The sequence below is a fragment of the Microvirga solisilvae genome (assembly GCF_022808595.1).
GTDB classification, from domain to species: Bacteria; Pseudomonadota; Alphaproteobacteria; order Rhizobiales; family Beijerinckiaceae; genus Microvirga; species Microvirga solisilvae.
In genome coordinates this window covers 14,710-39,106 of record NZ_JAKUCN010000010.1, presented here as the reverse complement: position 1 = coordinate 39,106, position 24,397 = coordinate 14,710, and the positions used below count along the sequence as shown (strand labels likewise).

The 24,397-nt window shown below is 62.5% G+C and carries 20 protein-coding genes; 7 read left to right on the top strand and 13 right to left on the bottom strand.

The window, feature by feature from the left end; genetic code table 11:
* Positions 1-6 precede the first annotated feature (6 nt).
* The gene (locus tag MJ639_RS16695; protein WP_423790815.1) at positions 7-1,284 is read right to left on the bottom strand and encodes a glycosyltransferase family protein; all 1,278 of its coding nucleotides are present in this window, start codon (positions 1,282-1,284) and stop codon (positions 7-9) included.
* A gap of 267 nt (positions 1,285-1,551) precedes the next feature.
* On the opposite strand from MJ639_RS16695, the gene MJ639_RS16690 reads away from it, so the two are divergent.
* The 3 genes from MJ639_RS16690 to MJ639_RS16680 all read left to right on the top strand — a co-directional run bounded on the left by MJ639_RS16690 (position 1,552) and on the right by MJ639_RS16680 (position 5,851).
* Complete coding sequence (locus MJ639_RS16690; protein WP_243375236.1) at positions 1,552-4,146, top strand: ABC transporter ATP-binding protein; 2,595 nt, start codon at positions 1,552-1,554, stop codon at positions 4,144-4,146.
* Positions 4,143-4,586, top strand: coding sequence for a Crp/Fnr family transcriptional regulator (locus tag MJ639_RS16685; protein ID WP_243375233.1), 444 nt, complete (start codon positions 4,143-4,145; stop codon positions 4,584-4,586). Before MJ639_RS16690 ends, MJ639_RS16685 begins: the two co-directional genes overlap by 4 nt.
* Before the next feature lie 176 nt (positions 4,587-4,762).
* Complete coding sequence (locus tag MJ639_RS16680) at positions 4,763-5,851, top strand: transglycosylase SLT domain-containing protein (RefSeq protein ID WP_243375230.1); 1,089 nt, start codon at positions 4,763-4,765, stop codon at positions 5,849-5,851.
* Between the two features lie 43 nt (positions 5,852-5,894).
* Here the strand turns inward: MJ639_RS16680 and MJ639_RS16675 are convergent, their stop codons facing one another.
* The 3 genes from MJ639_RS16675 to MJ639_RS16665 all read right to left on the bottom strand — a co-directional run bounded on the left by MJ639_RS16675 (position 5,895) and on the right by MJ639_RS16665 (position 7,880).
* Complete coding sequence (locus tag MJ639_RS16675) at positions 5,895-6,215, bottom strand: hypothetical protein (RefSeq protein ID WP_243375227.1); 321 nt, start codon at positions 6,213-6,215, stop codon at positions 5,895-5,897.
* A gap of 29 nt (positions 6,216-6,244) precedes the next feature.
* Complete coding sequence (locus tag MJ639_RS16670) at positions 6,245-6,481, bottom strand: Lrp/AsnC ligand binding domain-containing protein (protein ID WP_047189580.1); 237 nt, start codon at positions 6,479-6,481, stop codon at positions 6,245-6,247.
* Between the two features lie 94 nt (positions 6,482-6,575).
* Positions 6,576-7,880, bottom strand: a complete 1,305-nt coding sequence (locus tag MJ639_RS16665) for a UDP-glucose dehydrogenase family protein (RefSeq protein WP_243375225.1) — start codon at positions 7,878-7,880, stop codon at positions 6,576-6,578.
* Positions 7,881-8,038: 158 nt separating this feature from the next.
* Between MJ639_RS16665 and MJ639_RS16660 the strand changes: the two genes are divergently transcribed.
* A complete protein-coding gene (locus MJ639_RS16660; RefSeq protein ID WP_243375223.1) occupies positions 8,039-9,046 on the top strand; it encodes an asparaginase in 1,008 nt (335 codons plus the stop codon).
* A 79-nt stretch (positions 9,047-9,125) separates the two neighbouring features.
* Here MJ639_RS16660 and MJ639_RS16655 read toward each other — a convergent pair whose 3' ends face one another.
* The 3 genes from MJ639_RS16655 to MJ639_RS16645 all read right to left on the bottom strand — a co-directional run bounded on the left by MJ639_RS16655 (position 9,126) and on the right by MJ639_RS16645 (position 13,142).
* Entirely contained in the window at positions 9,126-11,195 is a 2,070-nt protein-coding gene (locus tag MJ639_RS16655; RefSeq protein WP_243375222.1) for a calcium-binding protein, read from the bottom strand.
* 139 nt (positions 11,196-11,334) lie between these two features.
* Complete coding sequence (gene meaB, locus MJ639_RS16650; RefSeq protein ID WP_243375220.1) at positions 11,335-12,321, bottom strand: methylmalonyl Co-A mutase-associated GTPase MeaB; 987 nt, start codon at positions 12,319-12,321, stop codon at positions 11,335-11,337.
* Positions 12,322-12,353: 32 nt separating this feature from the next.
* Positions 12,354-13,142: a DUF3750 domain-containing protein gene (locus tag MJ639_RS16645; RefSeq protein ID WP_423790814.1), complete on the bottom strand. Its 789-nt coding sequence runs from the start codon at positions 13,140-13,142 to the stop codon at positions 12,354-12,356.
* 143 nt (positions 13,143-13,285) lie between these two features.
* Between MJ639_RS16645 and MJ639_RS16640 the strand changes: the two genes are divergently transcribed.
* A complete protein-coding gene (locus MJ639_RS16640) occupies positions 13,286-14,263 on the top strand; it encodes an alpha/beta hydrolase (protein WP_243375219.1) in 978 nt (325 codons plus the stop codon).
* 154 nt (positions 14,264-14,417) lie between these two features.
* A complete protein-coding gene (locus MJ639_RS16635) occupies positions 14,418-16,007 on the top strand; it encodes an adenylate/guanylate cyclase domain-containing protein (RefSeq protein ID WP_243375218.1) in 1,590 nt (529 codons plus the stop codon).
* A gap of 6 nt (positions 16,008-16,013) precedes the next feature.
* Here the strand turns inward: MJ639_RS16635 and scpA are convergent, their stop codons facing one another.
* From scpA to MJ639_RS16610, 5 genes are all read right to left on the bottom strand, one after another.
* Positions 16,014-18,182 carry a methylmalonyl-CoA mutase gene (gene scpA, locus MJ639_RS16630; RefSeq protein ID WP_243375215.1) on the bottom strand — a complete coding sequence of 723 codons (2,169 nt, stop codon included), beginning with the start codon at positions 18,180-18,182 and terminating at the stop codon, positions 16,014-16,016.
* An 80-nt stretch (positions 18,183-18,262) separates the two neighbouring features.
* Positions 18,263-18,817, bottom strand: a complete 555-nt coding sequence (locus MJ639_RS16625; protein WP_243375213.1) for a hypothetical protein — start codon at positions 18,815-18,817, stop codon at positions 18,263-18,265.
* Positions 18,818-18,900: 83 nt separating this feature from the next.
* Entirely contained in the window at positions 18,901-19,269 is a 369-nt protein-coding gene (locus MJ639_RS16620) for a hypothetical protein (RefSeq protein WP_243375211.1), read from the bottom strand.
* Between the two features lie 219 nt (positions 19,270-19,488).
* Positions 19,489-21,348 carry a methylmalonyl-CoA mutase subunit beta gene (locus MJ639_RS16615; RefSeq protein WP_243375208.1) on the bottom strand — a complete coding sequence of 620 codons (1,860 nt, stop codon included), beginning with the start codon at positions 21,346-21,348 and terminating at the stop codon, positions 19,489-19,491.
* A 214-nt stretch (positions 21,349-21,562) separates the two neighbouring features.
* Positions 21,563-21,946 carry a DUF2267 domain-containing protein gene (locus MJ639_RS16610; RefSeq protein ID WP_243375206.1) on the bottom strand — a complete coding sequence of 128 codons (384 nt, stop codon included), beginning with the start codon at positions 21,944-21,946 and terminating at the stop codon, positions 21,563-21,565.
* A gap of 189 nt (positions 21,947-22,135) precedes the next feature.
* On the opposite strand from MJ639_RS16610, the gene MJ639_RS16605 reads away from it, so the two are divergent.
* Positions 22,136-23,677 carry a helicase HerA-like domain-containing protein gene (locus MJ639_RS16605; RefSeq protein WP_243375202.1) on the top strand — a complete coding sequence of 514 codons (1,542 nt, stop codon included), beginning with the start codon at positions 22,136-22,138 and terminating at the stop codon, positions 23,675-23,677.
* A gap of 27 nt (positions 23,678-23,704) precedes the next feature.
* On the opposite strand, the gene MJ639_RS16600 is transcribed toward MJ639_RS16605, so the two are convergent.
* Positions 23,705-24,340, bottom strand: coding sequence for a LysE family translocator (locus MJ639_RS16600; RefSeq protein WP_243375201.1), 636 nt, complete (start codon positions 24,338-24,340; stop codon positions 23,705-23,707).
* Between the last annotated feature and the right edge of the window lie 57 nt (positions 24,341-24,397).

Below are 24,397 nucleotides of genomic sequence, written 5' to 3'. Positions count from 1 at the left end.
TGAGTTTTACTCGGCCGCCTGACGATAGGCTGGCGTGAACGGGATGGCGGGCTCGCTGAGAGCCTTAAGCCGCTCCTGAATCCGGTCAAGCCCATCGAGCAGGCCTGGAATGGTCACCTGTGAGGGACGTGGCTGCGTGGACAAGGCGCGCAGCGCCTGCGCCATGCGCTCCGGCGTGCGCGGCTGGTTGTAGTCGCTCAGCATGCTGACGAGGCCGAGGCGCTCGGCCTCGACGGCGCGGATATGCTGCTCGAGCCTCGGCTTGGTGCGCGGCACGATGAGCGTGCGCTTGTCGAAGGAAAGCACCTCGCAGAACGTGTTGTAGCCGCCCATGGCCACGACGGCATCCGCCTTGCGCATCAGCCTTTCGATCTTGGTGTCGAAGGAGATCGCATCGAGCTTCGGATGCTGCGCGATGCGCTCCATGAAGGCGCGGCGCTTGTCGCGGTCGATGAAGGGCCCGAAGACGATCAGGGACGGCTGTTCCAGCGTCGCATCGGCCTCGTAGGCCGAGATCACCCAATCGATGAGATCGTCGCCGTCGCCCCCGCCGCCGGTGGTGACGAGGATGAAGGGCTGCTTCGTGATCTTCGGATATTTCGTCAGCGTCGGCGTGGGCGGCACCTCCCGGCGCAGATAGCCGGTATAGGTGACGCGCTCGTTCACCTCCGGCGGCAGGCCGAGGGCCTGGAGGGGCTGGTAGACGTCCTTGAGCCCGTAGACCCAGATCTCGTCGTAATAGCGGACGAGCGCCTCTTTCGCCCCCTTGCGCTCCCATTCGGGCACGAGGAGGGCTGCCTCGTCCAGGACGTCGCGGATGCCGAGCACGAGGTGGCAGCCTGCGGCCTGCAGGTAGTCGAGGGCGGGCAGGACCTCGCCCCGGAAGCCTGCGGGCTCCTTGTCCACGATGAACACGTCCGGCTGGAAAGCCTTCGCTGTCTGGAGGATCAGCGCCTGGCGCAGGCCCACGGCCTCGTCCAGCTCCACATTGAGGTTGAGGCTGCGGTAATCGCCGTCCGGCAGCTTCGTGACGCCGGGGATGCGGATGTAGTCGACACCGCTGCCGAACTCGAAATTGCCGATCACGGGCGAGCCCGAGATGATGACGACCGAGGCGTCCGGCCGCTCGCCGACGATGGCATTGGCGATGGCCCGGGATCGGCGCAGATGCCCGAGCCCGAACGTGTCGTGGCTGTAGATGAGCACGCGGGGCCCCTGTGGGCGTCCATGGTGCGCCACATAAGAGCCGGCATTATTCATCAGGCTGGTGACCAAATCCGCCATGCGGGTGCCCCCTGGCAGGAGGCGCATCGGTTGACGATGCAGCCTCCGTCTCTACCTCTTTTAAAACCCCAACCGATCAGATAAGGCGGCGGTCGAAATGGGGAAGAGGTTCCTTCCAAGGTTTAAAGGTGTAACTTTACGTCAATGGAAAAGAGCCTCTTCAGATACATATGGAACCACTCGAAGCGGGACCAGCTCTTCATATGTTTCGTGGTGCTGCTGTCTCAGCCTTTTTACTTTATTTCTCTCGACCTCCCTCGCCAGATCGTGAACCAGGCCATCCAGGGCGAGGCCTTTAAGGATGGGAACGTTACGGCACCCTTCCTCCAATTGGGTTTCGACTGGCCTCAATGGCTCGGCGGCGGTTCGGTTCAGATCTTCGAGGGTTTCCAGTTGGGCCGCGTCGGCCTGCTCATCGGGCTCTCGTGCCTCTTCCTGTTCTTCGTGGTCGTGAACAACGGCTTCAAATACTGGGTCAACATCGCCAAGGGCGTCCTCGGCGAACGCATGTTGAGGCGCATGCGCTTCGATCTCTTCGCCATGGTGCTGCGCTTCACGCCGGAAGCCCTGCGCACGATCAAGTCATCCGAGACCGCCACCATCATCAAGGACGAAGTCGAGCCCATCGGCGGCTTCATCGGCGATGCCTTCATCACGCCCGCCTTGCTCGGGCTTCAGGCGTCCACGGCCTTGTTCTTCATCATGGTGCAGAATGTGTGGCTGGGCCTCATGGCGCTTGGCGTCATCGCGGTTCAGTTCACGATCATTCCCCGCCTGCGCCGTGAACTCCTGCGCCTCGGCAAGGAACGGCAGCTGGCATCGCGCGAGCTTGCGGGCCGCATCGGCGAAGTGCTCGACGGCATCGAGGTCGTGCATGTGCACAACGCCTATGCGTGGGAGAGGGCGGAGATCGGCAACCGTCTCTTCAGCCTCTTCTCGATCCGTCTGAAAATCTACAATCGGAAATTCGCGGTCAAATTCCTCAACAATTTCCTGTCCCAGGTCACGCCGTTCCTGTTCTACGCAGTCGGCGGTTATTTCGCGCTTCGCGGCACGCTCGACATCGGCCAGCTGGTTGCCGTCATCAGCGCCTATCGCGAATTGCCGCCGCCGTTGAAGGAGCTGATCGATTGGGATCAGCAGCGCCTGGACGTGCAGGTGAAATACGATCAGGTCACGCAGCATTTCGCGGAAGAGCGGCTGGGGCCGATGATCGATTCCAAGGTGGATGCGGACGACATCCGGCTCACCGGAAAGCTTGCTGCCGAAGGCCTCAGCCTCAGCGGGCCTCACGGTGACCTCGTCGTCGAGAATGCATCCTTTGCTCTCGATCTGCCGGCGAAGGTGGCGCTGATCTCCAATGGCGGGCCCGCTGCCAGCCTGATGGCGCGCGTGCTGGCCCGTCGCGTATCTGGCTATTCCGGAGATGTCGCGATCGGGGATAACAATCTGGCGCAGCTTCCCGCTTCCATCACCGGCCGGCGGATCGCCTATGCCGGCGTCGATCCCATTCTTTTCCCCGGCAGCATCCGCGACAATCTCGTTTACGGCCTGCGCCTCAAGCCTTTGGGTAGAACCGAGGAAGACCGGCGCGAGAACGCGCGCCGGATCGCCGAGGCCGCAAGAACGGGCAACCCCTTCGAGAGCATCGCCGACCAATGGATCGATTACGGGCGGCTGGGCCTGAAGGACGAGCAGGAACTCGACCGCGTGCTCGTGGACCTTCTGGAGCGGGTGGAGATGGGAGAGGCCATCTACCTCTTCGGCCTCGCGGGCTGGATCGATCCGGAGCGCCATGCCGCGCTCGCCGAGCGTCTGGTCGAGGCACGCTGCCGCCTGCGGGAGAACTTTCAGGCCAACGGCATGGCGGATCTCGTCGCGCCGTTCGATATCGACCGCTACAACGATCAGGCCAGCATTGCCGAGAACCTTTTGTTCGGCGTTGCGATCTCGGACGATTTCAGGGGGCGCAATCTCGCGGAGAATCCTCTTTTCCGCGAGGCCATCGACAAGGCAGGGCTCACGGATGTGCTCGCGGAGATGGGCTTGCAGATCGCGGAGACCATGACCGAAATCTTCCAGGGCCTGCCCCCCGGTCATTCGCTCTTCGCGCAGTTCTCCTTCATCGGGGCGGAGGAATTGCCTGAATTCCAGGCCATCCTGCGCCGTAGGGCGAAGGGCGCACAGGACCTGAGACGAGAGGAGCGCACGCGCCTCATCTCCCTGCCATTGGCCTATATCGAAGCCAAGCACCGCCTGGGATTGCTCGACGATGGCCTTAAAGAGCGGATCGTCGAGGCGCGCAGCTTCGTGCGCGAGACGCTTGAGAAAGCCGGCGCAAACGGCGTGGAGTTCTTAGATCCCGACAGGATCTGCGCAGCGGCGCCGTTGCGGGACAACCTGCTCTTCGGCCGCGTGAATTATCAGGTCGCGGATGCCCGGCACCGGGTTGCCGAGGCGGTCGCGGCGGTCATCCGGGAGTTCGACCTCCTGGAGGATGTGGAACGGATCGGCCTCGACCACGAGGTGGGAACCGCAGGCCGGCTCCTCTCGCCGCAGGAGCGCGCCAGCGTCAATCTGGTGCGCTGCCTCGTGAAGCGCCCCGATATCCTGGTCATCGATGGGGCGCTTGCCCCCTTCGACGAGGAGCGCGCCCAGAAAATCCTTCAGGCCCTGATCGAGCTTCTCGATCAACAAAGCCTGTTCATGGTGCTGCCCAATGATCGACAGGCGGCGGCTTTCGATGTTCAGATGCGCTTTAGCGATGGTCGTATCGTCGCGGAAAAGACGGCCGACCCGCAGGGACGTACAAGAAAACCTGAGGCGGAGCCCGCCCGAAGCATAACAGGAGAGGTGGCATGACCCTTGAAACCGAGGTTCAGTCCCTGAGGCAGGTGCCCATGTTCCGGGATATCGACCCGGCCAGGCTGAAGCTTCTGGCGTTCACCAGCGAGCGGGTTCAGTTCGCCGCCGGACAGCGCTTCTTCTCCCAGGGCGACCCCTCGGATGCGGCCTATGTCCTTCTCGACGGCAAGGCCAGCGTGCTCCTGAATACGCCGAACGGCGAGATTCAGGTGGCGCAGCTCGCCGGCAACTCCCTGCTTGGGGAGATGGGCATTTTGTCCGATAGCCCCCGTTCTGCGACGATCACGGCGGCGGAACCGACCACGGCGCTTCGCATCGACAAGCGCGTTTTCCTGGAATTGTTGGCCCAATTTCCGCAAATGTCCCTGGCAGTGATGCGCGAATTGGCGCAGCGCCTGGAACGCACGAACGCGCAACTTGTGGCGCAATCTTCCTAAATCTCAGGGTTTTTAGGGGGATTTTCCCGGGGAAAACGCCTACCGGAAGGCCTGAAAAACACATTCTTACGGTCAAGCTGACCGATTCTCGACACAACTACCCGTCACCTCTTGTCCCAGAATGACACATAAGGGGTGGTTCGGACCCTAAACCGGACCTCGCGGGAACAAGTGTGATGCCGAGTAATGCAAGAACGCTGCTGTGCGCCGTGCCGCAACCTGTTGCGGATACTCGTCGAGGCGTCCGTCGCCGCCGCCAAGCGGTTCGTGTGACCCTTGCTTTGGGCCTGTTGGCCGGACTTCAGGGGGTGACGGCGGGTCCAGCCGCCGTCGCCACCCTGCCGACAGCCCTGATCGAAGCCAACCGGGAGGCGACCGCAAAGCCGCTTGTGGTGGCCAATCCGGTGGTGGCTTCCGTCGCTTATGTCCCTGAACTCGGCAAGCAGCCGGGTCTTTTCCAGGCGATCATCGACGGCGCCTTCTCCCTCACCAAGCAGCGTAAGAAGAAGCAGGAGCATGTGGAAACGCTCCCGGAGGCTTCCGGCAACCCGGACGAGATCATCCCCTTCAACGGGCGCAACATCCCGCGCTGGCTGGTTCACTCCATCCTCAAGGCGGCGCATGTGACGGGCGTCGACCCGGTTTACATGATGACGCTGGCTGACGTGGAATCGAGCCTCTCACCCGAAGCCAAGGCGCCGACCTCTTCCGCGGAGGGCCTGTTCCAGTTCATCGACCGCACCTGGCTCGAGATCGTCGCGATGCACGCCGCCGATTACGGCTTCACCGCAGCAGCGGAGGCCATCCGCTTCGTCAATGGCGATCCGGTGGTGAGCGACAAGGATCGAGAATGGGTCATGAACCTGCGCACCGATCCGTATTTCTCAGCCCTGATGGCCGGTGAGCTGATCAAGGACGTGGAGCGTGCTCTGATCGCACAGGGCGAGCGCGAGTTGGCGGAAGCCGAACTCTACCTCGCGCATTTCCTCGGCGCGAAGAGCGCCGTGCGCTTCCTCGAAACGCTCGACCAGGATCCGAACATGAAGGCCTCGAAGCTCTTCCCGGCAGCGGCAAGGGCCAATGCCGGTCTCTTCATGGAAGGCAAGGGCCGCAAGCGCCGCCCGGTCACGGTGGCCGAGCTCTACAACAAGATCGACTCGAAGATCGTCCGCCGTCTCGACCGCTACGAGGGCATCGGTCCCTATCTCGCCGAGATCACGCGTCCGGCGAGCGAGGTGACGGAAACGAGCGCGGTGACGCGCTAATCAGAATGCGAGGCTTTGAAGAGCGGTAGGCCCCTTGATGTCATTATACACAATCGCTGTATAGGGCGCAGACGGCTATAAAGCCGAAATAGATGATCGTCATATACACCAGAAAAGCATATGGTACTGCGACAGCGATCCGCGTGAGCACGTGCCGAGTTGGGAGCAGCTGGCAAGCAGCTATTCCGACTCCCGTGGGAACCCACATGGCCAGCCTGCCCACTGGAAAGAGCTGGGCCTCATAGATGAAAACGATCACCGCGATGCATGCTAAGGGCGGCCCTAAAATCATCGCAAGCAAGCCGATGGCCCAGGAGCGGGGTGCATGAAGCCAGCTCAGCGCACGACTGATCATCAATTCCATGACGTAAATCTCATTTGGCGCGGCGCTGGTCAGAACGCCTTGAACGTGATGATCGTGTGCGTGTCGGCGATCTCGGGGATCGACTGCACGTTCTCGGCGATGAAGTGGCCGATATCGACGCCGTCATCCACGTGGAACTTGGCCAGAATGTCGTAATTGCCGGCGGTCGAGTAGATCTCGGACGCGATCTCGCGGTCGGCGAGGGCGTTGGCGACGGCATAGGTCTTGCCGAGCTTGCATTTGATCTCGACGAAGAAGGTCTGCATGGGACGCTCCGGAAGACGTGACTTCAGCAAATATGAGTTCAGCGAACGTATGCCACGGGATGGCGTGTGCTGAACAGTCCTTTGCTGCGATGCCTTACGGCCGTCCGATGCTCACATAGGTGAAGCCGTTGCGGCGCATCTCGTCGGGGCGATAGACGTTGCGCAAGTCAACCACGACGGGCTCCGCGAGAGTTGCCTTCAGGCGCTTGAGGTCGAGCGCGCGGAAGATATCCCATTCGGTCACGATCACCATCGCATCCGCACCGCGTGCGCAATCGTAAGGATCGCGCGCATATTCCACGCCCGTCAGCATTCCGCTCGCTGCTTCCATTCCTTCCGGATCATAGGCGCGCACCTGGGCGCCCGCATCCTGCAGGGCCGTGATGACGTCGAGGGAAGGGGCGTCGCGCATGTCGTCGGTATTGGGCTTGAAGGTGAGACCCAGCACGGCGATGGTCTTGCCGCGCACGGAGCCGCCGCAGGCCGTGATGACCTTGCGGCCCATGGCGCGCTTGCGTTGGCTGTTCACCGCCGCCACCGTTTCCACGATGCGCATGGGCGCTTCGAAATCCTGCGCGGTCTTGATCAGCGCCAGCGTATCTTTCGGGAAGCAGGAGCCGCCATAGCCGGGACCGGCATGGAGGAACTTGGCGCCGATGCGGTTGTCGAGGCCGATGCCGCGAGCCACGTCCTGCACGTTCGCCCCCACATGCTCGCAGAGATCGGCGATCTCGTTGATGAAGGTGATCTTGGTGGCGAGGAAGGCATTCGCTGCGTACTTCGTCAGCTCCGCCGTGCGCCGGGACATGGCGAGCACCGGCGAGTGATTGAGATAGAGCGGGCGATAAATATCGTTCATCACGCCCTGGGCGCGCGGATCGTCGGTGCCGATCACGATGCGGTCGGGCCTCTTGAAGTCGGTGATGGCCGCGCCCTCACGCAGGAATTCCGGGTTCGAGACCACGGCGAATTCCGCATCGGGGCGTGTTTCGCGGATGATCCGCTCCACATCGTCGCCGGTGCCCACCGGAACCGTGGATTTCGTGACCACCACCGTATAGCCGTCCATGGCCTCGGCGATCTCGCGGGAGGCCTGATAGACATAAGAAAGGTCCGCATGGCCGTCGCCGCGCCGGGAGGGGGTACCGACCGCGATGAACACGGCCTCCGCGCTCCTGACAGCCTCGGGCAGGGTGGTGGTGAAGGTCAGGCGCCCTTCGCGCACGTTCTTGGCAACGAGCTCGGCGAGGCCGGGCTCGAAGATGGGGATCTCACCGCGATTGAGGGCTTCGATCTTGCGCGGGTCCTTGTCCACGCAGCAGACGTCGTGGCCGAAATCCGCGAAGCAGGCTCCGGAAACCAGTCCTACATAACCCGACCCGATCATCGCAATGCGCATCAGGATCTCCCCTTTGGTTCAAGACGGAGGGTTTAGAGCGCCAGCGATTTGACCGCAAGCCGACCCCCCAAAAGGGTTTGCTGCCCCCTGCAACAATAACCCCTTTGACATCCGGCCAAAGGGCGCTCAAAAGACCGCCGTTCTCAAACGGGGCATTCATGGATAACCCTTTTCTTGTCGAGGTCTCCCGCGGGCGCCTAGTCGAATCGCGCCATCGGGGCAGCGTATCGGTGGTGGATGCGGACGGCGCCACGGTCCTCTCCTTAGGAGACGTGGATCGACGCGTGTTCCCGCGCTCCGCGGTCAAGGCCCTGCAGGCCCTGCCGCTGATCCAGAGCGGTGCTGCCGACAAATACGGCCTGACTGACGAAGAGATCGCGCTGGCCTGCGCCTCCCATTCGGGGGAGCCCGAGCATGTGCGCGTGGCCGCATCCATGCTGGCCAAGGCGGGCCAGGATGCGGGCTGCCTGGAATGCGGCGCCCATTGGCCCATGGGCGAGGCGGCGAACCGGGATCTGGCCGCTCAGGGTGGCCAGCCGAACGCCCTGCACAATAACTGCTCCGGCAAGCATGCGGGCTTCATCTGCCTCGCCTGCAGCACGGGCGAGGACCCGAAGGGCTATGTGAGCGCCGACCATCCGGTGCAGCGCATGGTGCGTGAGTCCCTGGAGGACGTGACGGGCGCCTGCCATACCCCGGACAAGAGCGGCATCGACGGCTGCTCCATCCCGACCTATGCCATCCGACTGCCCTCCCTTGCCTTCGGCTTTGCCCGGTTCGGCACCGGCAGCGGTCTTTCCGCCGATGCAAAGGCAGCGGCCGAGCGCATCCGCAAGGCGGTGGCGGCCCATCCCTTCATGGTGGCCGGGACAGGGCGCTTCGATACGAAGCTCATGGAGGTTCTCAAGGAGCGCGCCTTCGTGAAGGTCGGCGCCGAGGGCGTCTATTGCGCGACCTTCCCCGAACTCGGATACGGCATCGCCCTCAAGGCGGATGACGGCAATGCCCGCGCCGCAGAAGCGATGATGGCCGGTCTCGTCCTGCGCTTCCTGCCGCTCAGCGACGAGGAGAGAGCAGCGGTCGAGGTGCTGGCGCAGCCCGTGTTCAAGAATTGGAACGGTATCGAGGTCGGAGGCATTCGCCTCGCCCCCGAATTGCTCGGATAAGTTTTTACGCATTGATGAATTGAAAAAGGGCCGGAGATCATCTCTCCGGCCCTTTTTCATTGATCGGGGTGCAGGCGTCTTAGATGATCTGGAAGTCCGCATAAGTGAGCGCGAGGCCCGGCTTCACCTTTGCGAAGAGGACGGCGGCCCCTTTGCCCGAGCCATCGGCATCGTAAGACAGCAGGCCCTTCGACTTGTTGTAGAGGATGTAGTCGTTCTTATCCCCGGCCTTGGTGGCGACCTTGAAGAACGCCTTGTTGAGCGTCCCTGTCTTGGTCAGGCGCGTGAAGATTGAGTTCTCGAGGCGGATCGTGTCGTCCTTCACGCTGAAGTCGGTGATGGTGTCGACATTGGACTTGGCGTTGCGCGTCGTATTGAAGACAAAATAGTCTTTGCCGGTGCTCCCCGTCAGCAAATCGTTCCCGAGGCCGCCGTAGATTATGTCGTTGCCGGCGCCGCCATTGATTTTGTTGGCGGCCGCATTGCCGGTGATCGTGTTAGAGAGCGTGTTGCCCGTCAGGTTGATGGCGCTTGTGCCAAGGGCGGTGAGCTTCTCGACATAGTTCGACAGCGCGAAGCTCACATAGGTGTTGATCAGATCGCCCGTGCCGCCGGTGGATGTTTCGATGATCACATCCTTCGCGTTGTCGACGACATAGACATCGTTGCCGACGCCGCCGGCCATCCTGTCGGCGCCTTTGCCGCCATCGAGCGTATCATTGCCGAGACCCGTGCCCGAGCCGCCATAGAGAATGTCGTTTCCGTCGCGACCGAGAATATGGTCGTGACCGTAAGCACCGCCGCTGAGCGTGTCGTTGTAGCCGGTACCGATCACCTGATCGCTGTCGTCGGTGCCGGAGAGCTTGATCGGCTTGAAGCGGGCATCGATGACCTGACCGCGGATGCCGTCCGCATCATCGGTGCGGCCTGGAACGTTTTCATTCCAGGCAATGATCAGACGGCCATCCGTCAGCTCGACGACCTTCGGCGCTGTTCGCTCGCCTTCCGAGAAGTCACGGCTGACAACGATATCCGCCACGACGCGCGTCTGGTTCTCGTTGAAAATCGCCACCTTCACCTTGCGGGCACCCGCTTCGCTGCCGTCGAGATAGGTGATGGCGAAACCACCTTGCTCCAGCGCCGTGACGCTCGGGCTCGTTTGATCGCGCGTGGTGACCGTGTTGACGAGAATAGGCTTGGTGCTGGCCGGATCGCCATTGGCCTCGAAGACCTGCGCCATCACGTTGAGACCGTCACTGATGCCGTCAGCATCGGCGTCGCCCTGGTCGACGGTCCAGGTGACGACGAAGCGTCCGTCCTTGAGAGCAACTGCGTGGGGACGCGTGCCTTCCTTGATGTTTGTGGGCAGAGGAATGGTTCTCACCATGCCCAGCGTCCCATCGGCTGCCAGGGACATGATCTTGATGGAGACCCGTTCCGTGGTGTCGCCTTCGGTCGAGCCGATATCGTTGTAGATGGAGACGAGATTGCCATCCTTCAGGGTGATGACGGAGGTGTTCGTCTGCGATCCGGTGCCGGTCTGGATATCCTTGTCGGACTTCGTGTAATCCGCATTGAAGATCACAGCCTTCACGTCATGATCGGTGGGCACGGACGGATCGCCCGAAGCAGTGCCGTTCTGAGCCGTATAGGTCACGACGAAGCGGCCACCCGCAGCGAGGCTGACCTGGGGCATCGTCAACGGGCCGGTGATGCTGGAGGCGACGACGAAATCGTCGGTACCGCCTTCGAGGTCGCCATTCGCATCGACCGGTGTGCCGTCGGCCTTGAGAATGCGTGCCCGGATCGAGAACGTCTCGACCCCCGCGATCATCTCCCGGTGTTCCCACACATAGAGGAAGTTGCCGTTCTCGAGCGCCTGCACGACCGGAGCCGAATGGGTGCCGCTCGTGGTGGTGTTGACTTGGACAGGGTCACCCTGGGAAACGGCGCCCGAATAGAAGCGCTGTGCATAAATCTTTGTGGATGCGGATGCGTCGTCACCCGGCAACACGTGATGGGCAGGCACCACATCCTGCCAGACGGCCATGAACTTGCCGTTGTCGAGGGCGTGCAGCTGCACTTCCGTCTGCACGCCTTGCTTCGTCGTGTTGAGCAGAAACTCGCCCCAGAGAACCGGTAAAACCATCGCAATGCCCCCAATGAGTCGCCCTTAGCGACTTACTTTATAACGTATCGTTTTATGGCAATGTGAAGGGAGCGCTGGCAAGAGCAATCAGGCGCTTGCCCATAGGCAGCTTGCTAAATTGCAAGCCACGAGGGCTGCGCTAGAGGTTCAGCAGGCTCACGATCTCGCTTGCTCCGGCGTCGGGGGACAGGCTGCCATTCGCAATCGCCTTCTCGATTTCCGGCACGCGCTTCTTCAGCGCCGGATCATGGGTGAGCCGCTCGTGCAGGCGCTCGTTGACGAGGGCCCACATCCATTTCGTGTCTTGGGCCCGCCGCTTCGCAGCAAGCTCCCCGGTGGCTTCCAGGCGCTTGCGATGGTCGAGCACCTTTGCCCACAATTCGTCGAGCCCGTGGCCGGTCAGTCCCGAAACCGTCAGCACCGGCGGCGTCCAGGTGGGGGAGGCGGGACTGAGGATGTGAAGGGCGGCCTGGTATTCGGCGGCGGCGGCCTTGGCCTTCACGCCCGCATCGTCGGCCTTGTTGACCGCGATCATGTCTGCAAGCTCAAGAATGCCCTTCTTGATGCCCTGCAATTCGTCGCCCGCGCCGGGGAGCATGAGCACGAGGAAAAAGTCCGTGAGATCGGCCACGGCCGTTTCCGACTGCCCGACGCCCACCGTCTCCACGAGGATCACGTCGAAGCCGGCGGCCTCGCACAGCAGCATCGTCTCGCGGGTCTTGGCAGCGACGCCGCCGAGGGTGCCGGAGGAGGGGGAAGGACGGATGAAGGCGTTCGTGTCGGATGACAATCGCGCCATGCGGGTCTTGTCGCCGAGGATCGCGCCGCCCGTGCGGGTGGAGCTGGGATCGACGGCGAGCACGGCGACCTTGTGGCCCTTCTCCGTGAGCATGGAGCCCAGCGTGTCGATGGTGGTGGACTTGCCGACGCCAGGAACGCCGGTGATGCCGATGCGCACGGCCTTGCCGGTACGGGGCATCAGCTCCTGAAGCAGCGAGCGGGCCTTCTCGCGATGATCGGCGCGGCGGGATTCCATGAGCGTGATGGCGCGCGCGAGCGCGGCACGGTCACCCGCCGCCACGGCCTCGGCCGTCACATCCGTTTTCCTGTGGGAGCCCCCAGTCATGGGAATAGCCTTACCCTATTCGGATCAGGCTTTCACCACGTGATCGGGTCCATCCCGATCCGTCCCCAGGCAGGAATCTTCAGGGCCGGGCGGCGGATGTCGATTCCGGCGACGAGCCCCATGAAATCGATCTCGACGCCCTCGACCCAGCCGAGCGCGAGGCCCGCATAGCCTGCGAGCGAGATCTGGATGCCGGTGCGGCTCGGCGTCAGGCCGACGATGTCCTGCAGGGGCCGCCAGTCCTTGCCGAGGGCCGTGGGCGGCAGGGCCGCGTTCAGCTCCGGCACGGAGCGCAGGACATGGGCGACGAAGGTGTTGGAGTTGGGGCCCGGCCAGGCGTTGTAGGCGCCGTAGGACGCGTAAGGATAGCTCGCGACGGCCTTGCGGATCTGCGGGATCAGGCGCTCCGCCGCGTCGCCCTCGATCACCACGACGGGATGCGGTGCATTGCCGAACCAGCGCCCATCGGGCGCCCAGCCGTTGGTGCGCACCGGGCTGCCCCAGCCGACCTTGTCGTAGCGGGTATATTGCCCGGCTCCGGCTTCCTTCACCACGATCCAGGTATGGTGGGCGACGATGCCGCGCCAGCGGCCGACCCGGGCCGCATAGACCGCCACGACCGCCTGAGGAACCTCGGAGGGCGGTTTCAGAAGCTTGGCGCTCGACCAGTCGGCGGAGCGCCAATTGGGCGCGACATCCTCCCGCAGGGTCCACCAGAGGGCGTGGGCGCCAAGGGGCAGGATGAACAATCCGATGATGAAGAGGAGAATACGGGAAAGAAAAGCCATCACGGCGAAGGTATGAGGATGAAGGCCTTCCATCAAGGCGCGGGTTGCCGCCCCTCGTTCACCAATGCTTTACCGTGAATGGGAAGGAATGGGGGCATCGCCCGGCTTTGCCTTGCGCATGCCATGATCGGGGGCAACACAGCATTACCCCCTCCCTCGTTCAGATCTCCGGCCTCATGCAGCTGTCCCTTTCTCGCCTCATCATCGCCTGCCTTGCCGCAATCACCCTTTCCGGGTGCATGGGCGACGATAATGCCCTGATGAGCCCGCTTTCCGCGCCTCCCCCCGGCCTGGAGAAGGACCCGAAGCTGCTGGTCGCGACCACCCGCCTGCCCGTGGGCGATCCGCCGAAGAAGCCCTGGTTCAGCGGCGAGCGTTCGCCTGATCTCGTCTATGCGGAAGCGCGCCTCACACCACCCTCGGAATCCCTGATCGGCGGTTCGGGCTGGAGCATCGCCAAGGTCGAGGGCGTGAACCGCTCCAATGCGGCGCAGGCTTTCGCACAGGCCGCCTTCGGACGCGATCTGCTGCTCTATATTCACGGCTATCGCGAGAGCTTCCAGACGGCGGCGACGTCCACCATCAATCTCTCGCAGGGCATCCAATTTCCAGGTGCGACGGGCCTCTTCACATGGCCCTCCGCCGCTTCGACCTTCAGCTACGTGGCCGACCGCGAGGCCGCCATGTGGTCGCGTGACTCGCTGGAGGATCTGCTCACCGCCATCGCCAAGACGCCGAGCGGCGGGCGCATCAATATCGTGGCGCACAGCATGGGCACGCTGCTGACGCTGGAGACGCTACGCATGCTGCGCGCTTCCGGCGGCGAGAGCGCCATGGAGCGCATCGGCGCGGTGGTGCTGGCCGCCCCCGACATCGACATCGATCTTTTCGCGCGCGGCCTGGAGCGGCTGGGAACCGACGCGAAGAAGATCACCGTGATTAGCTCGACGAATGATCGCGCGCTCGCCGTGTCGAGCCGCTTGGCTGGCGGCATTGTCCGCGCCGGTGCTGCGGATCGCGAGAGGCTGGAGGCGTTGGGCGTTCGCGTGGCCGATGCGTCCGAGTTCGGCGGCGGCATCATCAACCACGATCTCTTCCTGTCGAACCCGGAAGTGCAGCAGGTGGTAAAACGCGCCATCGAGCGGGCGCGCTGATCGCGAGCCGACAGCTTGGCCGCTGCAATGTGATGCAGGTCACATTGCCGGGTATGCAGCTCTTCAACATGTCGTTTTTACCCCAGGAAAGGGTTGATCCTTTAGCCTCAAAGGCAAAAGATCAGGTCTCCTCGTTCCACGATGAGGCCGATCCATGGCTATCCTGGGTGAGCGTCATTCTTATTCGCAACGGCTCATAGGGCCCTTGTTGATCGCGGCCGTCGTGCTCGGTCTTCTCGGGCTGCCGCTTGCCGTGTGGCTCGACCTGCGCATTCTCTCCGAGCGCACATTGCGGATGCAGGCGAGCGAAATCAGCCGCATCGTCGATGACATGCGAGGTTTCTACGGCAGCGATGTAGTGGCGCGCGTGCTGGATGCGGATGGCCCGGTCACCGTTACCCACAATTACCGGGACGTGAAGGGCGCGATCCCCATTCCCGCGACGCTCTCCATCGAACTCGGCCAGCGCATCAGCGCTCATGACGGATCGGCCAAGTATCGCTTCGTGTCCGACATGACCTTCAAGGGCCGCCCGCCGCATCAGCTCGACGATTTCGAGCGCAAGGCGATCGAGAGCTTGCGGGCCCATCCCGATCAGCGGATCGTGGATGTATCGGGTTCTCTGCTGAATCAGAGCGTGAGGACAGCCGCTCCCGTCATCATGGGGCCGGTCTGCGTGAGCTGCCACAACACGCATCCCGAGAGTCCCAAGACAGATTGGAAGGTCGGAGACGTGCGCGGCATTCAGGAAGTCTCGGTGACGCAACCGATCTTCGCAAACATGTTCTCATTCAAGTACTCGCTGTCGTATCTCATCCTCGCTTCGCTCGCGGGTCTTGCCATCATCATCCTGCAGAAACGTCAGGCGCGGCTCATCAACGGCATGAACCAGGAGTTGACCGACGCGAACGATTTTCTCGCGGGTATTTCGATGAAGCTCGCGAAATATCTATCGCCGCAGGTCTACAAGAGCATCTTCAGCGGGCAGAAGGATGTGGCGATCGCCACCGAGCGCAAGAAGCTCACGATCTTCTTTTCCGACATCAAGGATTTCACCGCCATCTCGGAGAGGCTTCAGCCGGAGGATCTGACGGAGCTCTTGAACGACTACTTCACCGAGATGTCGGAGATCGCGCTTCGGCATGGCGCGACCATCGACAAATTCTTCGGCGACGCGATCCTCATCTTCTTCGGTGATCCTGAGACCAGGGGTGTGGAGGAGGATGCGCGCGCATGCCTGCGCATGGCCGTCGACATGCAGCAGCACATGGATCACCTGAACGCCAGATGGCACAAGCGCGGCATCGAAATGCCCATGCAGGTGCGGATGGGCATCAATACGGGCTTCTGCAATGTGGGCAATTTCGGCAGCGACGACCGCATGGCCTATACGATCATCGGAGCGGAGGCGAACCTTGCCGCGCGTCTGCAGGTCATTGCGGAGCCGGGCGGGATCTGCCTGAGCTACGAGACCTATGCGCTCGTGCGCGACATGGTGCGGGCAAGGCCGCTCGAACCCATCATGATGAAAGGCATCAAGCGCGAGGTCGTGCCCTATGCGGTCGAGGGCCTGTTGGGCGAACTCGCGCAAAGGCCGCAGGTCATCATCGAGCACGTGACCGGCCTCGACCTGTTCCTCGATCTCGATGCGATCAAGCAGAATGAGATCGAGCGCGCGAGGCGGCGTCTCTCCGAGGCGCTGGCGGCTTTGGAGGGATCGGCTCCAACGGCGAAGGCGAGCTGAGGCGGATTATTCCGCAGCCTGCTTCGGTCCGTAGCCCAGGCGGCGGTTCAGCTCCTCGATCAGGTTGACCGCAGCATCGGCGATCACCGTGCCCGGCGGGAAGATCGCGGAGGCGCCTGCTTGAGTGAGCGCGTCGAAATCCTGCGGCGGGATCACGCCGCCGACGACGATCATGATGTCTTCGCGGTTGAACTTGCCGAGTTCGGCTTTCAGTTCAGGCACGAGCGTCAGGTGGCCTGCGGCAAGCGACGACACGCCGATGATGTGCACGTCGTTCTCGATGGCCTGGCGTGCGGCTTCCGCCGGGGTGGCGAAAAGGGGGCCAATATCCACGTCGAAGCCGAGATCGGCGAAGGCGGAAGCGATCACCTTCTGGCCGCGGTCGTGTCCGTCCTGACCCATCTTGGCGACGAGGATGCGCGGGCGGCGGCCGTCGTCATGCTCGAACTGCTCGACGAGCTGGCGCACCTTTTCCAGCACTGGCGATCCCATGCCGACCTCCCGCTTGTAGACGCCCGAGATGGCCTTGATCTCGGCGCGGTGACGGCCCCAGACCTTTTCGAGCGCGTCCGAAATTTCACCGACCGTCGCCTTCGCACGAGCGGCCTTTACGGCGAGATCGAGCAGATTGCCCTGGCCGCTTGAAGCGCCTTTCGCGAGCGCATCGATGGCGGCGTCCACATCCGCCTGGTTGCGCTCGGCGCGCAGCCGCTTCAGCTTCTCGATCTGCTGCGCGCGCACGGAAGCGTTGTCCACCTTCAGGATGTCGATGGAGGCTTCGTCCGTGGGCTTGAAGGCGTTCACGCCGATGATCTTCTGGTGACCTGAATCGATGCGCGCCTGCGTGCGGGCGGCGGCTTCCTCGATCTTCAGTTTTGGAATGCCCGCCTCGATGGCCTTCGCCATGCCGCCGAGCGCTTCCACCTCTTGAATGTGTCCCCAGGCTTTTTCCGCGAGTTCCTTCGTCAGGCGCTCGACGTAATAGGAGCCGCCCCACGGATCGATGATGCGCGTGGTGCCGCTTTCCTGCTGCAGGAAGAGCTGCGTGTTGCGCGCGATGCGTGCGGAAAAATCGGTGGGCAGCGCCAGCGCCTCGTCGAGGGCGTTGGTGTGCAACGATTGCGTGTGCCCTTGCGTTGCCGCCATGGCCTCGACGCAGGTGCGCATCACGTTGTTGAATACGTCCTGCGCGGTGAGCGACCAGCCGGAGGTCTGCGAGTGCGTGCGCAACGGCAGCGATTTCTCACTCTGCGGGTTGAAGCCCTTCACGAGCTTTGCCCAGAGGAGGCGCGCGGCGCGCATCTTGGCCACTTCCATGAAGAAGTTCATGCCGATCGCCCAGAAGAACGAGAGGCGCGGCGCGAACTGATCCACGGTCAAACCTGCGGCAATGCCGGCGCGGATATATTCCACGCCGTCGGCGAGCGTGTAGGCGAGTTCGAGATCCTGCGTCGCTCCGGCTTCCTGCATGTGGTAGCCGGAAATCGAGATGGAGTTGAACTTCGGCATGTTCGCGGAGGTGTAGGCGAAGATGTCCGAGATGATGCGCATCGACCCTTTCGGCGGGTAGATATAGGTGTTGCGCACCATGAATTCTTTGAGAATGTCGTTCTGGATCGTGCCCGAGAGCTTCGATGCCGGAACGCCCTGTTCTTCCGCCGCCACGATGTAGAGCGCGAGAATGGGGAGCACCGCGCCGTTCATGGTCATCGACACGCTCATCTGATCGAGCGGGATGCCGGCAAACAGCGTGCGCATGTCGTAGATGGAGTCGATGGCCACACCCGCCATGCCCACATCGCCCGCCACGCGCGGATGATCGGAATCGTAGCCGCGATGGGTGGCGAGATCGAAGGCGACCGACAGGCCTTTCTGGCCGGCTGCGAGATTGCGGCGATAGAAGGCGTTGGAATCCTCAGCCGTGGAGAAGCCCGCATATTGGCGAACGGTCCAGGGCTGGTTCACGTACATGGTGGGGTAGGGGCCGCGTAAGTAAGGCGCAACACCCGGAAGCGTGTCGAGGAAGTCGATCCCGGCGCGGTCCTCGGGGCCATAGGCTCCCTTCACGGCAATGCCTTCCGGCGTGAGCCAGGGTTCACTGCCGGGCTGCGGGGCGGACGAGGCATGGGAGGAGCCTGCCCACGGGAGGCTCGCGAAATCCGGGATATGTGTCATGACGCCAGCATATTCTCAGCAAATCCAAGGTCGCTCAACTTGCATATAGTTCTATTGACCGCCCTTGCGAACCTGCTGTTTCAATCGTCCTTGCGGCGTGGATTGAAGAATTTCCTCACGATGAAGACGCTGGCGGCGCTGGCCGCCGTCACGAGCAAAGCCGTGCCCCAGGGATAGGGGCTGACGAAGACGAACATGTAGGAGCCCAGATAAAGCTCGAACGTGCTCGTATCCGCGAAGGTCGCCTCGGAGGAGAAAGCCTCCGCAAGAGCCCAGACCATATAGCCGAACGGGCTGATCAGCAGGCTGGGGAAGAAGCCTGCCAGCATGACCCAGCCCACATTGAGGCGGTCATGGCGCCTGCTGGATGCAGGAACGAGCAGGATGCCCGAGAAAGCGGCGCCGTACAGATAGGTGACAAGGGACTCGAGCGTCCAGGAGACGATGAGTTCTCCGCTCACCTCCGGCCCTGAAGTGAAGTAGCTGTAAAGGTAATAGGGAAGGATGACAGCAGCTCCGAGCGCCCAGAGCACCAGCAACGAGATAAAGCCCAGCCGCCCTCTCAGCACAAACGCCAGAATCGGAAAGGCCAGGGCAACAAGATAGGCGCGGATGAGAATGTCGAACGAGGTCATGGCCGCGCCAGTCTTTCAATGAGGAAACTGGCGCGTAATGTAATTTCACAACGCGGAAAGGCAATACGCTTCCGCGGCCTGCGTCAGCCCCGCTTCTCGGCGTTCCAATAGCCGGAGCAGGAGCGCCCGCCCGCTGTCGTCCACGTGCCGCGACCCGTGGCTCCGACGAGCTGGCCCGAGACATTGGCGCGGTCCTGTCCACGCGAGATGCTGGCCGAGACGGAGCCGTTCGGTCGAACCTGGCCGTTCACATCGAACCGCTCAGTCCCGCCATAGCGGGCGCGGCCGTTCTGCACGATCACCGAATAGCGATAGGCGCGATCGCAATCGCCCTTTTCGGTGACGACTTCCACGCTCCAGGTGCCGTCGAATTTATTGGTTTGTGCTTGGGCTGAAGGCGCAAGAAAGGCGGCTGCTACCGCCATCGCGCCGAGCCAGGACATCACTCGCATCACAAAACTCCATACCCTCCAAGGGAGGCTGGATAACGTGAGGCTCAAAAGCGAGTTCCTGGTGCGCACATCACAAGCCAGACAGCAAGAAACCGCCGCATCGGGGATACGACGGCTAAGAATATAAGAATATTCGAGACCCACTTATAGGCCGCGCGCTCAGGTGGCCCGGACCGGCGAGCATGCCTGATTGGCATGTGTCGGAAACCGACTTTCCGTTCAGGCGCAGGCTTTCTCCAAGGCCTCGCTCAGAACCTTGATGGTGTCGCACCCGGCAAAGATGTAAGTTGTGATTCCGACACCGATGAGCTGTTCTTCGCGTTCACCCGGACGGCCTGCCAGATAGATGGGGGGCGATCCCGCATCGCGCAGGGTTTTTGCGGCATCGATGGCGTGGCTTTCATAAATCTCATCTGACGAGCAGATGCAGGAAAGCTTGGCTTTGCTCTCGATGAAAGCCTGCTTGAGCTTTTCGTTGTCGGAGAAGCCGTCATTCATCACGGCTTCGATGCCGCCAGCCTCGAAGAAATTCTTGGCGAATGTCGCGCGGGCCGTGAAGGCCGAGATGGGGCCGAGATTGGCGAGGAACACTTTCGGGCGCGCGCCGGTCTTCGCATGATAAGCATCCGATAGATCACGCAGGCGCTCGAAGGCTTCCGCATTGCGGATGGAGGGCAGGGGAGTGATCGACACAGCGGCTGCGCCTGCATCTTCGCTTGCGGGAGCAGCAGGCGGCATCAGAACCGTGACGTCGGCTTCATGAATGTTCGGAAACTCGCTCGTGCCGGTGATCGGCTCCTTGCGGGTCGCGATAGCCTTCTCGCGCTGTGCGCGCACGGTTGCGATGCGGTTTTGGAGAGTACCTGCTTTCAGGCACTCGATGATGCCGCCTTCGCGCTCGATCTCCTGGAAAAGGCTCCACGCCTTCTCGCAGAGCGCATCGGTCAGCGCTTCGAAACCGCCTGCGCCTGCGGCCGGATCGGCCACACGCCAGAGATTGGATTCTTCGAGAAGGATGTGTTGCGTGTTGCGCGCCACGCGACGGGCGAAAGCATCGGGCAGGCCGAGCGCCGCGGTGAAGGGCAGAACTGTGATCGCATCAGCGCCACCGATGCCGGCGGAGAAGGTGGCGACCGTCGCACGCAGCATGTTCACCCACGGATCACGTTTCGTGGTCATGCGCCACGCGGTTTCCGCATGCAGGCGAATGGGTTTCGGTTCAAGGCCGCAAGCCTGTTCGACTTGCGCCCAGAGGCGGCGTAGCGCACGGAATTTCGCGACCGTCAGGAACTCGTCCGCATCCGCCACCAGCAGGAATGACAGCGCGTTGCGTGCGGCATCGAGGGAATGACCCTGCGCTTCGAGAGCGCGCAGATAGCTCACGCCCGTGGCGAGCACGGCGGCAAGCTCCTGCGCCTCGCTCGCGCCGGCTTCGTGATAGGGGCGTCCATCCGCCATGAAGGCGCGGCCGTTGAAGCCTTTCTCGGTCAGGCTCTTCAGCATCGCGCCCATACGGGCCGAGACTTCGCTCCACTCAACGGAAAGAATGCCGAGAGAGGCAAGCCCACCGATGGGATCCATGCCGAGATCGAGGGACAGGTCGGCGAGCTTGTGGCCGCGCTTTTCCGCCAGCTCGATCAACTGCTCTGCCACGACGCGGCCATTGCCGCCCGCATCGAGGCGCAGATGGATGAGGTCGAGCATCACGCCCGACAAGGCCTTGTCGAGATCATCCACATTGTCCACGCGGACACCGAAGCCGCGGGCGGCGGGAGCCTTGCGCGTGACAAGCGTCAGCGCGTCCGCGCCGTTCTCAAGATCGATCAACGCAAGCTCGTTGGCCTTGGCCGGATCGGGATGGTCTACCCGCTGCGAGACGCGCCAGCGCCCGGCTTCCTCGCGGGCGATCCGCGCGGCGCCTTCGGCCTTCGGATAAAGCGGCTGAATCTCGATGCCGTCATGGGTGCGGCCCACGAGCTTCTTGGTGAAATCCGCTCCCTTCAGCACGCCCTCCACCAGCTTGAGCCATTGCTCGCGGGTGGCTTGCGGGAAATCGGCGGCAAGAGAAAGATCGTCCATGGGTGTCCCCGACTGGATGAGGCAACGTGAATTGCGCCGGACCATACCGGGTGAAAGGGGGAGAGGGAATGCCCTTAAAGGATGGGCCCCTGAGAGATGGTCATCCCGGACGCGGCGTAGCGAAGATCCGGGATCGCGTGCTGGATAAGGCGCTATTCTCGTCTTGCGATCCCGGGTTCTGCTCCGCAGCCCCGGGATGACGTTTTCAATAATCTTAAACGAACTGCGACAGGCCGGGGATGGAGCCCATAATGGCGCCCATCGTATCCTCGCCGGCCTTCTCGCGGCCATAGGCGAAGAGTTCCTTGCCCAGCGGCTGCATCTGGCCCATGGAGACGCCGATGCCCATGAGCTGGCCGCCGAGAGCCATCACGCCGCCGCCCATCGAGCCCATCATGCCCATGAGACCGCCGCCACCGCCGCCGGACTGTCCCTCGCTGATGGCGTCCTGAGCGCCGGGGAGGGCTTCGATAAGCTTGGTCACCTCGGCCTGGGGGCCTTCCTTCTGCAGGTAGCCGAGGATGAGGCCAATAGCCTTGCGGGCCGTGGCGGCGTCGAGGCCCGTCTTCTGTGTGACGCGGGCGATAAGCTCTTCCATACGATTCTCCTAAAGCGTAGCCGTTTTGATGGTTTAGCTGTAAACTATTTAGTCACGAAAGCTCAAACGAAAAGTCTTAAGGTAGGGGACAGGCTTCAGAAGTGCATATCCCCTCATAGGCGATGCTCCGGAGTGGAAACTGGCAACAGGTCTTCTAAGATCCTTGAAAGAGTTATGGAGAGAGACGCGATGCTCGAGGACGGCAAGATCTTCATCGGCAAAAGCACCAAGCCTGAATATCTGGACTTGCGGCTTGCCAATCGCCACGGCCTCGTGACGGGCGCCACGGGCACAGGCAAGACAGTTTCATTGCAGGTGCTGGCGGAAGGTTTTTCCAACGCGGGCGTTCCGGTCTTCGCCGCCGACATCAAAGGCGATCTCTCGGGGCTTGCTGCCCCCGGCAATGCCAAGGAGCCGCTCGTCAAACGCGCGAAGGACATCGGCATCGAATACAAGCCGGATCAATTCCCGGTCGTGTTCTGGGACATCTTCGGCGAGCAGGGGCACCGCGTGCGCGCCACGATCTCCGAGATGGGGCCGCTGCTGCTGTCGCGCCTGCTCGATCTCAATGATACGCAGGAGGGCGTGCTCAACATCGCCTTCCGCATCGCGGACGAGCAGGGATTGCTGCTGCTCGACTTGAAGGACCTGCGCGCGCTGCTGCAGCTCATCTCCGACAATGCGAGCGAACTCACCACCACTTACGGCAATGTGTCGAAGGCGACCATCGGCACGATCCAGCGTCAGCTGCTCGTTCTCGAAAACCAGCAGGGTGACGAGTTTCTCGGCGAGCCTGCCCTCGACATCAAGGACCTGATGCGGACCGACCGCGACGGGCGCGGCGTCGTCAACATCCTGGCCGCGGACAAGCTCATGAGCAATCCGCGCCTCTACGCCACTTTCCTGCTTTGGCTCATGTCCGAATTGTTCGAGGAGCTGCCGGAAGTGGGCGATCTCGACCAGCCGAAGCTCGTCTTCTTCTTCGACGAGGCGCATCTCTTGTTCAACGATGCGCCGAAGGCGCTCGTCGAGACAGTGGAGCGCGTGGTGCGCCTCATCCGCTCGAAGGGCGTGGGCGTTTACTTCATCACGCAGAACCCGGTCGATGTGCCCGAGAGCGTGCTCGCGCAGCTCGGCAACCGCGTGCAGCATGCTCTGCGCGCCTATACGCCGCGCGAGCAGAAGGCGGTGCGCGTCGCGGCGCAAACCTTCCGGCAGAACCCGGCCTTCGACACGGAGAAGGCGATCACCGAGCTCGGTGTCGGCGAAGCGTTGGTTTCAACGCTCGAAGGCAAGGGCTCGCCCTCCATGGTAGAGCGCACGCTCATCGCGCCGCCCATGGCCCAGGTCGGTCCCATCGAATTGTCGGAGCGCCAGCGGATCCTGAACGCGAGCCCCATGAAGGGGAAATACGACCAGCCCATCGATCCTGAATCCGCTTACGAGATGCTGGCGAAGCGCGCCGAGAAGGCTGCTGCCGATGCTAAGGCCGCGGAAGGCGGGGGCGGCATTCTCGACATGCTGGGCGGTCTCTTCGGCGCCGGTGGTACGCAGCGCAAAGGCTCAATGACGGTAGGCCAGAAGGTGGCACGAGAGGTCACGCGCACGGTGGTCAACCAGACGGTGGGCAATATCGCCGCCGAGATCGGTAAGTCCATCGGCGGCCGCCAGGGCGGCTCCATCGGCCGCGCCATCGTGCGTGGGACTCTGGGTGGACTGTTGAAGCGCTAAAAGATGCTGTCTGCCTGTTGAAGCGCTTCAGCGGCTGAGAAGTTTATATGCCGCGAAGGTAAAGAAGACGCCGAGGACTCCGTCGATCCAGCGCCGCGCCTTTCCATAGGCGCGGATCATCGGCTGCGTGGAAAACGCGATTGCGCAAAGGCAATAGAAAACGAGTGCGAACAGGCCTGTGCCGGTGATGATGGCGGCCGCCACCCAGAAGGGTGCGCCGGGTTGAAGCCCAAGGGAAATGATTGCGATCCAGGCGAAGATCGCTTTTGGATTGGTCATGTGGATGGCCCAGCCGCGCAAATAATAGCTTGTGGCGCTTCGTGAGGGGCTGTCGGGAGTTTGCGTCAGGAGGTCGCGCGTTGAAGCCGCGGAGCGGAAGGCTTTGTACGCGAGCCAAAGCAGATAGAGCCCTCCCGCGATCTTGAGAACGTTCACGGCCTCGGCATAGGCGGTGAGCAGAGCCGAGAGGCCTGCCGCGGCCAGGAGCGCCCAGGACATTGATCCCGTGACCACGCCGAGGCCGAGCATTATTCCCGCCTTTCTGCCTGCACCCATGGAGGTGCCGATCGTCGCCATGAGCGCCGGGCCGGGGCTGAGGGTTGCCAGGATGAAGGCTGAGTACGCCAGAAGAATGCCGGGCAGATACAGATAGAATGCGCTCATGACTTGCTGATCCCGAAGCCGTCAACAGTAGGAAATTGGCTGAGTGTTATTTGAGAA

Bases quoted from the DNA above. Each gene is read 5' to 3' on its own strand.
- MJ639_RS16645 (WP_423790814.1), bottom strand. From the start codon at position 13,142: ATGGAAGGCCTTCATCCTCATACCTTCGCCGTGATGGCTTTTCTTTCC.
- MJ639_RS16610 (WP_243375206.1), bottom strand. From the start codon at position 21,946: ATGGAAGAGCTTATCGCCCGCGTCACACAGAAGACGGGCCTCGACGCC.
- scpA (WP_243375215.1), bottom strand. From the start codon at position 18,182: ATGACACATATCCCGGATTTCGCGAGCCTCCCGTGGGCAGGCTCCTCC.
- MJ639_RS16660 (WP_243375223.1), top strand. From the start codon at position 8,039: ATGGATAACCCTTTTCTTGTCGAGGTCTCCCGCGGGCGCCTAGTCGAA.
- MJ639_RS16635 (WP_243375218.1), top strand. From the start codon at position 14,418: ATGGCTATCCTGGGTGAGCGTCATTCTTATTCGCAACGGCTCATAGGG.
- MJ639_RS16675 (WP_243375227.1), bottom strand. From the start codon at position 6,215: ATGGAATTGATGATCAGTCGTGCGCTGAGCTGGCTTCATGCACCCCGC.
- MJ639_RS16625 (WP_243375213.1), bottom strand. From the start codon at position 18,817: ATGACCTCGTTCGACATTCTCATCCGCGCCTATCTTGTTGCCCTGGCC.
- MJ639_RS16655 (WP_243375222.1), bottom strand. From the start codon at position 11,195: ATGGTTTTACCGGTTCTCTGGGGCGAGTTTCTGCTCAACACGACGAAG.
- MJ639_RS16605 (WP_243375202.1), top strand. From the start codon at position 22,136: ATGCTCGAGGACGGCAAGATCTTCATCGGCAAAAGCACCAAGCCTGAA.
- MJ639_RS16670 (WP_047189580.1), bottom strand. From the start codon at position 6,481: ATGCAGACCTTCTTCGTCGAGATCAAATGCAAGCTCGGCAAGACCTAT.
- meaB (WP_243375220.1), bottom strand. From the start codon at position 12,321: ATGACTGGGGGCTCCCACAGGAAAACGGATGTGACGGCCGAGGCCGTG.
- MJ639_RS16640 (WP_243375219.1), top strand. From the start codon at position 13,286: ATGCAGCTGTCCCTTTCTCGCCTCATCATCGCCTGCCTTGCCGCAATC.
- MJ639_RS16695 (WP_423790815.1), bottom strand. From the start codon at position 1,284: ATGGCGGATTTGGTCACCAGCCTGATGAATAATGCCGGCTCTTATGTG.
- MJ639_RS16620 (WP_243375211.1), bottom strand. From the start codon at position 19,269: ATGCGAGTGATGTCCTGGCTCGGCGCGATGGCGGTAGCAGCCGCCTTT.
- MJ639_RS16665 (WP_243375225.1), bottom strand. From the start codon at position 7,880: ATGCGCATTGCGATGATCGGGTCGGGTTATGTAGGACTGGTTTCCGGA.
- MJ639_RS16680 (WP_243375230.1), top strand. From the start codon at position 4,763: ATGCCGAGTAATGCAAGAACGCTGCTGTGCGCCGTGCCGCAACCTGTT.
- MJ639_RS16615 (WP_243375208.1), bottom strand. From the start codon at position 21,348: ATGGACGATCTTTCTCTTGCCGCCGATTTCCCGCAAGCCACCCGCGAG.
- MJ639_RS16685 (WP_243375233.1), top strand. From the start codon at position 4,143: ATGACCCTTGAAACCGAGGTTCAGTCCCTGAGGCAGGTGCCCATGTTC.
- MJ639_RS16600 (WP_243375201.1), bottom strand. From the start codon at position 24,340: ATGAGCGCATTCTATCTGTATCTGCCCGGCATTCTTCTGGCGTACTCA.